This window comes from Viridibacillus sp. FSL H8-0110 (assembly GCF_038003565.1).
Classification (GTDB): Bacteria; Bacillota; Bacilli; order Bacillales_A; family Planococcaceae; genus Viridibacillus; species Viridibacillus arenosi.
Genome location: NZ_JBBOPJ010000001.1, coordinates 3,102,563 through 3,114,656, shown reverse-complemented (window position 1 = coordinate 3,114,656; position 12,094 = coordinate 3,102,563). Strand labels below are relative to the sequence as shown.

Below are 12,094 nucleotides of genomic sequence, written 5' to 3'. Positions count from 1 at the left end.
GTAAAGCATTATTAAGTGTTATAAGTGTGTATAAACAGGGTAAAGTAGAATGCTTATAGTCATTCATATATATAGTAATTACGGGTGTCACACGCAGTATCAAAGTGAATTTAATAATGGAAGAGGCTTGGGAAATCTAAACCATAGGGGTGTATGGCCATGAAGATTTTGTTAAGTATTTACTATTGTTTTGTAGATGAAGATATTGCACCTGAAGATGTAGCGATAGAGGAATGGATGTGGATAGCTTTATTGCCTGTTGCGGGAATAATAAGTTTGTTATTGGTACTTTCATAGTCCAGTTTCCGTCAGCAGTTATGTTGAAGTAGTATACACCACTGTCTTCATCCTTTTGTATTGTAGACCCTTTATATGAACCAATTTCATTTACCAATAGGTTAATATCGTTTGCCTTTACAGCAAAACATATTTTTTGAGTGACCAAAAAGTGACAAAATGTTAAGATTGATTAAGATTTAGATTTATTTTGCGATGAATAGTGATACTATTGATTCTAATTAACAGCTCAAAATAAACATTTAAAAACAAAATGTTATATTTTGATACGACATTTAGATAAAGGATTGGTTCAGTCATGAAAGCAACACTGAAAAATGAAATTATTAAGCGACTAGTTGAGGCTAATGGAGAACCAATTTCCGGACAACAGCTAGCAGATGAATTTGGCATCTCTAGGACGGCAATTTGGAAGCATATGAAGCAACTTCAGGAAAAGGGATATGCCTTTGAAACTGTAAAGAAAAGAGGCTATGTTTTAACGGCAACGCCTGATACAGTCGATGATGCGAATATTTCAATGGCTCTTGAAACGAAAAAATTCGGCAGCCGTATTATATATGAACAGTCAATGACTTCTACGCAAGCAATTGCACATAATAAAGCACAAGAAGGAGCGCCAGAAGGTACTGTTATCATTTGCGAGGAGCAGACAGCGGGACGTGGCCGTATGATGCGTGAATGGAAGTCGATGAAAGGTAAAGGGATTTGGATGAGTGTCATCCTTCGACCAGAGATAGCTCCTTATGAAGCACCTCAATTTACTTTAGTAGCTGCAGTGGCATTGACTAAAGCTATAGCTGACATGACAGGTGTACAACCAGAAATTAAATGGCCAAATGATTTATTGATAGATGGTAAGAAATGTACTGGGATTTTAACAGAATTACAAGCAGATCCTGACCGCGTAAATGCAATTATTATGGGAATCGGTATAAACGTAAATCATCAACCAAATGATTTCGAAGAAGAAATAAAAGACATCGCAACATCCCTTAAAATAGCTAGTGGCAAACATATAGATCGTGCAACTTTAGTTGCTAAAATACTTTATTACTTAGAAATTTACAGTTCACAATATATAAAAGAAGGTTTTGAACCGATTAAGTCTCAATGGGAAAGTTTTTCTTGTACTATTGGAAATCGTATTCGAGCAACAACCTTGCAAGAAGTATTCATTGGTAAAGCCATCGGAATAACAAATGATGGTGTTTTACAATTGCAATTAGATGATGGCACGATAAAAGGTATCTATTCGGCTGATATTACACTCGAAAAATAAAGATTGGAATGTATCGACAAACTTGTTATAGTTGAAATATAGGACAGTATCAATTTGATTGAACTGTACCTCGCTATAAAAATTATAACTAAAGAGATTCGCCTTGATCTAGTAATAGACAGGGACGGAAGAAAACGATGCAATTCAATGAATACGCAACCCTTCTGTCCATTTTTAGACAGAGGGGTTTTTTGTTTTCTTCCTAAAAAGAGGAGGAAGCGTTTTGAAAACAACGACTCATTTTTTGAAAATGAAAGAACAAAGCGACAAAATTGTTATGCTTACTGCATATGATTACCCATCTGCAAGACTAGCTGAAGAAGCTGGAGTAGATATGATATTAGTAGGTGATTCCCTTGGTATGGTCGTGCTTGGCTACGATTCAACTGTTCCTGTGACAGTCGCAGATATGGTCCATCATGCAAAAGCTGTAAAAAGAGGAGCAAAGGATTCTTTTATCGTAGTTGATATGCCGTTTGGTTCATATCACGGAAGTATTGACCAAACACTGCAAACTGCGATTCATATGTTCCAACAGACAGGTGCTAGTGCCTTAAAAGTCGAAGGGGCAGAGACTGTTGTCAATGTCATATCCTCTTTAGTAAATACGGGGATTCCAGTAGTAGCACATTTAGGTTTACTACCACAATCTGCGGCAGTTCTTGGGGGGTATAAAGTGCAGGGAAAAACAGCCGTTGCTGCAGAAAAATTATTGCAAGATGCAAAAAAAGTCGAAGAGGCAGGAGCATGTGCGCTTGTTCTTGAATGTATTCCATATCAGCTAGCAGCAGAGATTACAAAGGCACTTAAAATCCCCGTAATAGGAATAGGAGCGGGAGCAGATGTTGATGGACAAGTACTCGTTTACCATGATGTTCTTGCATATGGAACCCACCATGTGCCGAAATTTGTTGAAAAGTTTGCACCCGCAGGAGAATTGATGTTAAAAGGTATCGAAAGTTATGCAAAAGCAGTTAAGCAAGGTTCTTTTCCAAAAGTAGAGCATCGCTTCACGATGACAGATCAGCAACTTGAACAGCTATACGGAGGCATAAGAAAATGAAAATCGTTTCAACTATCAAAGAATTAACTGCACACATTACTACAGCAAAAAAAGCTGATAAAACAATCGGTCTCGTTCCGACAATGGGCTATTTACATGAAGGTCATATGGCACTAGCAACGGCTGCACGTAAAGAAAATGACATTGTTGTCATGAGCCTTTTCGTCAATCCTGCGCAATTTGGACCCAACGAAGATTATGAAAGTTATCCAAGAGATTTAAATCGTGATTCGAAGATTGCAGAAAAAGTAGGCGTTGACTTTTTATTCGCTCCTTCTGCCAGTGAAATGTACCCGACTAATGGTGGTATTCAAATATTGGCTGGTCCACAATCTAAAATTCTTTGTGGTGCAACAAGACCTGGACATTTCGATGGGGTATTAAAAATTGTGACAAAACTTTTCCACATAACTCAGCCAACAAAGGCTTATTTTGGACAAAAAGATGCACAACAGCTAGCGCTTATCGAAACTTTGGTGCGTGACTTTAATTTTCCTTTAGAAATTAGAAGTGTGCCAATTGTTCGAGAAGAAGATGGTCTAGCGAAAAGCTCCCGAAATGTATTTTTAACGGAACAACAACGTAAAGAAGCGGTAGTAATTCATCAAGCGTTGATTCTTGCTAAAAACCATTATTTCGAATCTGATAATAATATTGAGGCAACAAATCTTGCAAAAGAGTATATTGAAGCCAATTCAAATGGTCAAATTGATTATTTGCAAATGCTAAGTTATCCAGATCTTACTGAAGTGACAGAGCAAACTAAAAAAGTTTTACTTGCGACAGCGGTTTACTTTAGTAACACGCGCCTAATCGACAATATTATTTTTCAAGAAAAAGGGGAATAAATGATGCTTAGAATGATGATGAATGCGAAAATCCATCGTGCGGTTGTTACGCAAGCGGACTTAAATTATATAGGTAGCATTACCATTGATGAGGATTTACTCGATGCAGTTGGTATGCTACAAAATGAAAAAGTACATGTTGTTGATAATAATAATGGCGCACGTTTTGAGACATATATTATTGCTGGAGAGCGCGGTAGCGGTGTTATTTGTGTAAATGGGGCGGCAGCTCGTCTAGTGCAAAAAGGTGATGTCGTCATTATTATGTCTTATGCCTATGTTAATGACGAAGAAGCGAAAAATCATAAACCAACTGTAGCAATTATGCAGCAGGGTAATACGATAAAAGAACTCATCCAATATGAACCAGAAGCGACAGTTATGTAATAGGAGAGGCATCCATTTTTGGGTGCTTTTATTGTGTTTTAAAGCTAAATAACAAAGTATCTAATCAATGCAACAAATGAATGAGTTAGTGCAACAAACAGCTAAATTAGCACAACAAACAATAGAAATGACCCAACAATCATGCAACTTACCAAAACAATCTGTAAAATCCATATTTCTGCACATCGACTTCAGCTATTCTGCTCAAAATGTGATAGAATTTTGAATATAAACCGATCGGAAAGTTGTGAAGTAAATGATGGACAGTCAAACATATGCAATCGTAGATTTAGAAACGACAGGTCACTCATCTCAAAATGGGGACCGCATCATTCAAATAGCGATTGTTTTAATGAAAGATTGGGAAGTGCAGTCAACTTTCACCACTTTCATTCACCCAGGGAAGAAAATTCCTCGTTTTATTCAAGACTTGACGAATATAACGGACAATGATGTCAAAGATGCGCAACCATTTGAAGCGCATGCTGAAAAAATTTATAACATTATACAAGATTGTGTTTTTGTAGCGCACAACACTGATTTTGATTTGCCTTTTTTACAAGCTGAATTTAAAAGAGCTGGTTTACCAAAATGGTTTGGAAAACAAATGGATACAGTTGAATTATCGAAAATATTATTCCCAACAGCCTTTAGCTATAAGCTACAAGATATAGCTATGGAGTTGAATATTTCATTGAAACAAGCACATCGTGCAGATGATGATGCCTATGCAACCGCATTATTATTAAAACGTGGTTGGGAAGAGCTCTTAACTCTCCCGCTTTCAACAATTGAACAATTGCATCAGCGTTCTTTCAGATTAAAATCAGATTTATCGCAATTATTCTTTGATGCGATTCAGATAAAAAGAGCTGTATCTAAACAATCAGAGCTTCACTTCTATTATAAAAATATAGCTTTAAGGGGAGCAGTTATTGAGGCTAAGTCAGAGAGTACTTTAACATATCCACAATCTGTTGCTGAAAAAGAAGCATTATTTACTAGAGCTTTCAAAGATTTTGAAGTGCGGCCTGATCAATTTAAGATGATGGACCAAGTCTGGCATGCCCTGAAAACAAAACAGGAAGTATTGACTGAAGCATCGACTGGAATTGGTAAAACATTAGCTTACTTAATTCCTGCAATTATTTATGCCAAACATACAAATAGTAAAGTAGGGATTAGCTCATATACTTCGCATCTTCTTGACCAACTATTAGCAGAAGAACTACCAAAAGCGGAAGCGATTCTTCAAACTTCTATTAATGTGACCTTATTAAAAGGAATGGAACATTATATAGATGTAGATCGTTTTGCAGAGCTTTTTGTTGCTGAAGACGCTTCCTATGATGAATCATTTACAATGATGCAACTACTCGTCTGGCTTGCGAATACAACGACAGGCGATTTAAATGAAATTACTTTGTCTGGCGGTGGACAATTACTATTAGACAAAGTACGACGTTCATCGGCTACAACTATTTCTCGTGGTAAAGGTTACTTTGACTTTTATGAAAATGCCATTAAAAAAAGCAAAACGGCAGATCTAATTATTACAAATCATGCTATGTTGCTATCTGATTTAACACGAGTTGAGCCAGTTCTAGCATCGGTTGATGGTTGGATACTAGATGAAGCGCATCAATTTATTCAAGCAGCCACATTAAGAGATGAAAAAGCACTCTCGTATACACAGTGGAAATACATTTTTGGTCAACTTGGGTCAGTTGATGACCATCAGTTAATTCATAATTACTTTAAATTGATGGCTGATAGTGGGAAAATCCCGATTAGGCAATTATCAAAGTTAGAAATAAAATACTGTGAGATGGTGCAAATCTTTGATACAGCAATTTATCAACTGATTAATCAATTAAACATTCAAAAGTCAGCTTCACGTCATAATAAGCGTACTTATCCATTAAATTCGCTCTTGATTAAGCAACCTTTATTTGAAAAAGTGAGTCTTAGTATACAAGAATGGGTGCAACTTGCTCAGGAACTAAGTGATATATTCCAGCAAAATCCTGATGATTTATCACCTACGCAGCAAACGATATTATCAGACTGGTATTACTGGTTACGTGAATTAACGATCAAAGTGGCTGAATGGGATGCCATCTTTTTATCCCATGAAGTAGATTGTTCAGCTTGGATTGAGTTAGACCAACGTAGTATTCCAGGGAGTCTACATGTATATAAACGCCCAATACACGTCGCACAATCTGTCACAGCTGTTTTAGACAGTTTCCGTACGCGAGCAGGGATCATTTGGGCTTCTGGTACATTAACTGTACCGAACAATCGCCGCTTTATCGCGGATCAATTAGGCCTTCAAAGCTCTGTGCCACTATTTCAATTCCAGGCACCCTCATCATACTACGATGGTGCGAGTCTTTACATTGTTGATGATATGCCTGAAATTCAACAAGTTTCACAAACGGAATATGTGGAAGCAGTAGCAGATGCCATTGTTCAAACTGTACTGGTTACTGAAGGTCGTTGTTTCGTACTATTTACTTCTCAAGATATGCTTAGAAAAACAGTTGAGTTAATACAAGAAACGGAAGCATTAAGTGATTATATGCTCTTTGCTCAAGGTATGTCTTCAGGTAGTCGAATGCGATTACTGAAGCTATTCCAGAAGTTTAATCATTCCGTATTATTTGGTACGAATAGCTTTTGGGAGGGTGTGGATGTGCCAGGTGATGCATTGTCAGCAGTCATTGTTGTACGTTTACCATTTTCAGCTCCAGAAGAACCGATTTTCAGAGCCAGGGCGGAAGCATTAAACGAGCAAGGATTGAATTCATTTTATAAGTTAGCACTACCTGAAGCCATTTTACGCTTCAAGCAAGGTTTTGGTCGTCTAATCCGATCGTCGCAAGATAAGGGTGTTTTTATCGTTTTAGATCGAAGAATTGAGACGAAATCATATGGTAAGGAATTCATACGTGCTCTTCCAGCAATACCGGTGAAAAAAGTATCCCTACAACATATGGTCTTAGAATTAGAACATTGGTATAATAAAAAAGTATGAGGATAGAAAGCAGGTCGATCATATGGAAAGACAATTTGAAGTACGATCAGCTAGTAAGATATGTCTTCAGCCGAGCTTCAATCAACTAGAAAATGCGTTATGTAAAGCCATTTCGATGTCAGAGTTACCGCATTTAATAGAAAGCAATATGAAGCCTATCTTCACGATAAATGAAACGTAAGGTGATATAATGAAAAATTGGATCAAGTTCTTTACGATATTTTTGTTAATCCTGTCGTTATCAATTGTCGTTATAGTTGCTTGGAAATCTTATTCACCGTTTTACAGTTCGGAGAAAGACGCTAAGCAATTTGTGATTGATGCAGATAAGCTTGTGACTGTCACCGATACATATGTATATAACGGTAAGAAACCGTATGTTACGGTAATAGGAACAGATAAGGCAGGAAAGAAAAAAGCTGTGTTTGTTCCAAAAGATGATAGTAAGGCAAAGCTAGAAGAAGTTTTAATGGAGGATGGCACTTCTGAAAAAGAAGCACTTTATGTAGTGTCGAAAAAGGATAACGTGAAAGAAATCCTTCATATCAAACTAGGTATAGAAGAGCCCGGCGTTGTATGGGAAATTACGTATCTTAATCAAGAGGATAAACTAAATTATGTTTACATTCTGTTCGAAAACGGACAGTGGTGGAAGCGTATTTTGAACTTGTAAAAAAAGGGGAAGATTAACTTGAAACAGCATTTAGCAGACCGTGTAAAAACATTAACACCTTCAACAACTCTAGCAATTACAGCTAAAGCAAAAGAATTGAAGGATCAAGGAATTGATGTTATTGGATTAGGCGCGGGTGAGCCTGATTTTAACACACCAAAAAACATTTTAGATGCAGCTGCAGACTCTATGATGAAAGGCTTCACAAAATATACACCTGCTGGCGGTCTACCAGCATTAAAACAAGCTATTATTGCTAAGTTAGAAAGAGACAATAATCTTACTTATGCACCAAACGAAGTTATGGTTGGTGTGGGTGCGAAACATGTCCTTTATACACTGTTCCAAGTGTTATTAAACCCTGGAGATGAAGTAATTATCCCAATTCCTTATTGGGTAAGTTATCCAGAACAAGTGAAGTTAGCTGGCGGTGTACCTGTACATTTAGAAGCTACATCAGAACAACAATACAAAGTTACAGCTGAACAACTTCGCGGTGCTATTACTGATAAAACACGTGCACTTATTTTAAACTCACCAAGTAACCCTACTGGTATGGTTTATACAAAAGAAGAATTAGCTGAAATTGCTGCAGTTTGTGAAGAAGCAGACATTCTAATCGTGTCAGACGAAATTTATGAAAAACTTGTATATAATGGAGTTAAACATTTCTCAATCGCACAACTTTCAGATAGTGTAAAAGCACGTACAATGGTCATTAACGGTGTAGCAAAATCTCACTCTATGACAGGATGGCGTATTGGTTATGCAGCAGGTAATGCTGAAATCATTAAAGCAATGACTGACTTAGCTAGTCACTCAACTTCTAATGCAACGACTACAGCACAATATGCAACTATTGAAGCTTATAATGGGCCACAAGATGCAGTAGAAGAAATGCGTCAAGCTTTTGAATCACGTTTAACAGAAATTTATCCAAAATTAAATGCAATCCCTGGCTTCCACGTGTTGAAACCAGAAGGCGCATTCTACTTACTACCAGATGTATCAGAAGCGGCAGCTAAAACAGGTTATGAATCTGTTGATGCATTTGCTAAAGCTTTATTAGAAGAAGCAAATGTTGCTGTAATTCCTGGTTCTGGCTTTGGAGCTGAAAAAACAGTTCGCCTTTCGTATGCAACTTCTTTAGAAGCATTAGAAGAAGCTGTTTCAAGAATGGATAAATTTGTTAAATCTAAATGGCAAGATTAATACTCTAACAATTAAGCAGATTGTCTATATATAGGCAGTCTGCAAAATTGTTTAAATTGCAGGAGGTCTATATGAAGAAAATTCGAATTCAAGACATGTCAAATCACGTTGGCGAAACAGTTAAATTAGGTGTTTGGCTTGCAAATAAACGTTCAAGCGGTAAGATTGCATTTTTACAATTACGTGATGGTTCAGGATTTGTCCAAGGCGTAGTAGTAAAAGCTGAAGTACCTGAAGAAGTATTTGTAACTGCTAAAGGCTTACATCAAGAATCATCTCTTTATGTAGTCGGTGAAGTAACAAAAGACGAACGCTCGGCATTTGGATATGAGCTACAAGTAAAAGAGATTGAAGTAATTTCTGAAGCAAATAATTACCCAATCACACCTAAAGAGCACGGTATTGAGTTCCTAATGGACAACCGTCACTTATGGTTACGTTCTCGTAAACAACACGCAATTATGAAAGTTCGTAATGAAATCATCCGTGCAACATATGAATTCTTTAACGATAATGGTTTTACAAAAGTTGACCCACCGATTTTAACTGGATCAGCTCCTGAAGGAACATCAGAACTGTTCCATACAAAATATTTCGATCAAGATGCATATCTTTCTCAATCTGGCCAGTTGTATATGGAAGCAGCTGCAATGGCATTAGGAAAAGTATTCTCATTTGGTCCAACATTCCGTGCAGAGAAATCCAAAACTCGTCGTCACTTAATCGAGTTCTGGATGATTGAGCCGGAAATGGCTTTTGTTGAACACGATGAAAGCTTAGAAGTGCAAGAACAATATGTTTCTTACATCGTACAATCAGTTCTTAAAAACTGTAAAATTGAATTAGAACGTTTAGGTCGCGATACATCTAAATTAGAACATATTCAAGCACCTTTCCCACGTATTTCTTATGATGATGCAATCAAGCTTTTACATGAAAAAGGTTTCGATGATATCGAGTGGGGAGAAGATTTTGGTGCCCCTCACGAAACAGCAATTGCTGAACATTATGATAAACCGGTCTTTATCACATGCTACCCAGTAGGGATTAAACCGTTCTATATGCAACCACATCCAGACCGTGATGACGTTGTATTATGTGCTGATTTAATTGCACCAGAAGGCTACGGTGAAATCATCGGTGGCTCTGAACGTGTACATGATTTTGAGTTAATGAAACAACGTTTAAAAGAACATGATTTAGATGAAAGTGCATATGCTTGGTACCTAGACCTACGTGAACAAGGATCAGTACCACACTCAGGTTTCGGTCTTGGCTTAGAAAGAACAGTAGCATGGATTACAGGAGCAGAACACGTACGTGAATCAATCCCATTCCCACGTTTACTAAATAGACTATATCCTTGATTAATTGCTAAAGTGGACAATTTAGCCGCGACAAGTAACGAAATCAATTAATAACACCTAACAAGAAGAACCGCAATTTATTGCGATTCTTCTTGTTAATTTTCAGACAAAAAAGGGGAGTTCGATAATGACGAACGAAGCTGATCGACTCCGAATTTGGATAGAGCAGGGAAATGTTACTATTTCTCAGCTTTTTTTTAAGTTTTATAAGGAGTTAGGCATCCAAGATTTAGACGCCATGCTTATTATGCATTTAACTGCATTTCATGAAGAAGGGAATACGTTTCCAACACCAACAGATATAGCAAATCGCATGCAATTAACTGAGGATGAAATAGCCTCCAGTTTACAAAGAATGATGCAAAAAGGTTTTATAGAAATTTTACAAAAAGTGGACGAGCACGGTGTATTATTTGAAACATTTAATTTACAGCCATTATGGGCGCGTTTAGTCGACTGTATGACGGAAAAAACAGTGAAAAAGGTAGAAGTGAGCTCGAAGTTAAAAGAAGGCGAGTTGTTCAATTTATTTGAACAAGAATTTGGACGATTTCTTTCACCGATGGAATCTGAAACAATTTCAATGTGGCTAGATCAAGATGGTCATTCTCCAGAAGTGATTCGCAAAGCATTAATTGAAGCTGTCTTATCACAAAAGCTAAGCTTACGTTATGTGGACAGGATACTATTCGAATGGAAAAAGAAAAATGTCAAAACACCAAAAGATGCCGAAAAACTAGCACAAAATTTCCGGCAAAATACGTTACCCTCACGACCACAACCAACACATGTTGAACCACAACCAACAAAAAAAGTGCCATTTTACAATTGGCTAGAAGAACGCGAATAAGGGAGGTACACATGTTAACGAAGAAACAATGGGATTATTGCTTAGAGGAAATGGAAAAGATGTTTCCGGATGCTCATTGTGAGCTAGTACATGATAATCCTTTCGAATTAACGATAGCCACATTACTATCTGCGCAATGCACGGATGTTTTAGTTAATAAAGTTACAGCAAAGTTGTTTCGAAAATATAAAACACCAGAAGATTATTTAGCAGTACCTTTAGAAGAATTAGAGCAAGATATTCGCTCTATTGGATTGTTCCGTAGTAAGGCTAAAAATATTCAAAAGCTGTGCCATATTCTATTAACGGAATTTAACGGTGAAATCCCTGCCAATAGGGAGCTGCTTGTTACATTACCAGGAGTTGGGCGAAAAACAGCGAACGTTGTCTTGTCTGTTGCATTTGACGTTCCAGCACTCGCAGTAGATACCCATGTCGAAAGAGTCGCAAAACGATTAGGTTTATGTCGTTGGAAAGACTCAGTGTTGCAAGTTGAAGAAACGGTGATGAAAAAAACTCCAATTGAAAAATGGTCAAAAACACATCATCAGTTAATTTTTTTTGGACGTTATCACTGTAAATCACAAAATCCGCAATGCCAAGTATGCCCACTTTTTGACGTTTGTAGAGAAGGGCAAAAACGCGATAAGAAAGGTCTTGTTAAGAGATGATAGTATGCCGAAAAGAGGCTATATCAAAAGAACAAGTTGACCAATGGCTAGCTGACTGGGAGATATTACGTGCAGAAATCCATAGTTCACATGCAGCCCGTGATGGCAAAGCAAAAGATATTATGCAAAAAGGAATCTATTTATATGAATCGTTTATCATAAATGCCTCTAATGTTACAACGGAGAGTATACAACTATCCGTTGAATATGAAGCTTTACCGATTAATGGTGCTGAGCGTTTGCAATTTATTAAACGAAGACCTGGTCAGTATGCTTGTTATCGTCAACTAGATGAATTGTTTATTGAAACGAAAAAGAGAATGGCTCGTTTACGCCTTAAAAAGGATTGACAGGTAAATATATAAAAGAAAGAGCAGCAATCTCTATTGGAGGTTGCTGCTCTT

General features: G+C 37.2%; 13 protein-coding genes. All 13 read left to right on the top strand.

Going from position 1 to position 12,094, the window contains the following annotated elements; translation table 11 throughout:
- The first annotated feature begins 159 nt into the window (after positions 1-159).
- The gene (locus MHH98_RS15565; RefSeq protein ID WP_155981210.1) at positions 160-297 is read left to right on the top strand and encodes a hypothetical protein; all 138 of its coding nucleotides are present in this window, start codon (positions 160-162) and stop codon (positions 295-297) included.
- Between the two features lie 298 nt (positions 298-595).
- Positions 596-1,579, top strand: a complete 984-nt coding sequence (locus MHH98_RS15560; RefSeq protein ID WP_340711489.1) for a biotin--[acetyl-CoA-carboxylase] ligase — start codon at positions 596-598, stop codon at positions 1,577-1,579.
- 223 nt (positions 1,580-1,802) lie between these two features.
- Positions 1,803-2,642, top strand: a complete 840-nt coding sequence (panB, locus tag MHH98_RS15555; RefSeq protein ID WP_340713213.1) for a 3-methyl-2-oxobutanoate hydroxymethyltransferase — start codon at positions 1,803-1,805, stop codon at positions 2,640-2,642.
- Positions 2,639-3,490, top strand: coding sequence for a pantoate--beta-alanine ligase (gene panC, locus MHH98_RS15550; protein WP_340711487.1), 852 nt, complete (start codon positions 2,639-2,641; stop codon positions 3,488-3,490). The genes panB and panC overlap by 4 nt, the downstream gene beginning before the upstream one ends.
- Before the next feature lie 3 nt (positions 3,491-3,493).
- A complete protein-coding gene (panD, locus tag MHH98_RS15545; RefSeq protein WP_038191190.1) occupies positions 3,494-3,877 on the top strand; it encodes an aspartate 1-decarboxylase in 384 nt (127 codons plus the stop codon).
- 256 nt (positions 3,878-4,133) lie between these two features.
- Positions 4,134-6,917, top strand: a complete 2,784-nt coding sequence (dinG, locus tag MHH98_RS15540; RefSeq protein ID WP_340713210.1) for an ATP-dependent DNA helicase DinG — start codon at positions 4,134-4,136, stop codon at positions 6,915-6,917.
- 22 nt (positions 6,918-6,939) lie between these two features.
- On the top strand, positions 6,940-7,098 hold the full coding sequence (locus MHH98_RS15535) for a hypothetical protein (protein WP_340713208.1): 159 nt from the start codon (positions 6,940-6,942) through the stop codon (positions 7,096-7,098).
- Positions 7,099-7,107: 9 nt separating this feature from the next.
- Entirely contained in the window at positions 7,108-7,590 is a 483-nt protein-coding gene (locus tag MHH98_RS15530; protein ID WP_340713206.1) for a cell wall elongation regulator TseB-like domain-containing protein, read from the top strand.
- An 18-nt stretch (positions 7,591-7,608) separates the two neighbouring features.
- On the top strand, positions 7,609-8,802 hold the full coding sequence (locus tag MHH98_RS15525) for a pyridoxal phosphate-dependent aminotransferase (protein WP_038190586.1): 1,194 nt from the start codon (positions 7,609-7,611) through the stop codon (positions 8,800-8,802).
- 71 nt (positions 8,803-8,873) lie between these two features.
- Complete coding sequence (asnS, locus tag MHH98_RS15520; protein WP_038190584.1) at positions 8,874-10,169, top strand: asparagine--tRNA ligase; 1,296 nt, start codon at positions 8,874-8,876, stop codon at positions 10,167-10,169.
- Positions 10,170-10,296: 127 nt separating this feature from the next.
- On the top strand, positions 10,297-11,019 hold the full coding sequence (locus MHH98_RS15515; protein WP_038190581.1) for a DnaD domain-containing protein: 723 nt from the start codon (positions 10,297-10,299) through the stop codon (positions 11,017-11,019).
- An 11-nt stretch (positions 11,020-11,030) separates the two neighbouring features.
- Entirely contained in the window at positions 11,031-11,690 is a 660-nt protein-coding gene (gene nth / locus MHH98_RS15510; protein ID WP_038190578.1) for an endonuclease III, read from the top strand.
- Positions 11,687-12,040 (top strand): YpoC family protein, encoded by a 354-nt coding sequence (locus MHH98_RS15505; protein WP_340713204.1) that lies wholly within the window; start codon positions 11,687-11,689, stop codon positions 12,038-12,040. Before nth ends, MHH98_RS15505 begins: the two co-directional genes overlap by 4 nt.
- Positions 12,041-12,094: the final 54 nt, after the last annotated feature.

Bases quoted from the DNA above. Each gene is read 5' to 3' on its own strand.
- MHH98_RS15565 (WP_155981210.1), top strand. From the start codon at position 160: ATGAAGATTTTGTTAAGTATTTACTATTGTTTTGTAGATGAAGATATT.
- MHH98_RS15560 (WP_340711489.1), top strand. From the start codon at position 596: ATGAAAGCAACACTGAAAAATGAAATTATTAAGCGACTAGTTGAGGCT.
- panC (WP_340711487.1), top strand. From the start codon at position 2,639: ATGAAAATCGTTTCAACTATCAAAGAATTAACTGCACACATTACTACA.
- panD (WP_038191190.1), top strand. From the start codon at position 3,494: ATGCTTAGAATGATGATGAATGCGAAAATCCATCGTGCGGTTGTTACG.
- dinG (WP_340713210.1), top strand. From the start codon at position 4,134: ATGATGGACAGTCAAACATATGCAATCGTAGATTTAGAAACGACAGGT.
- MHH98_RS15535 (WP_340713208.1), top strand. From the start codon at position 6,940: ATGGAAAGACAATTTGAAGTACGATCAGCTAGTAAGATATGTCTTCAG.
- MHH98_RS15530 (WP_340713206.1), top strand. From the start codon at position 7,108: ATGAAAAATTGGATCAAGTTCTTTACGATATTTTTGTTAATCCTGTCG.
- asnS (WP_038190584.1), top strand. From the start codon at position 8,874: ATGAAGAAAATTCGAATTCAAGACATGTCAAATCACGTTGGCGAAACA.
- MHH98_RS15515 (WP_038190581.1), top strand. From the start codon at position 10,297: ATGACGAACGAAGCTGATCGACTCCGAATTTGGATAGAGCAGGGAAAT.
- nth (WP_038190578.1), top strand. From the start codon at position 11,031: ATGTTAACGAAGAAACAATGGGATTATTGCTTAGAGGAAATGGAAAAG.
- MHH98_RS15505 (WP_340713204.1), top strand. From the start codon at position 11,687: ATGATAGTATGCCGAAAAGAGGCTATATCAAAAGAACAAGTTGACCAA.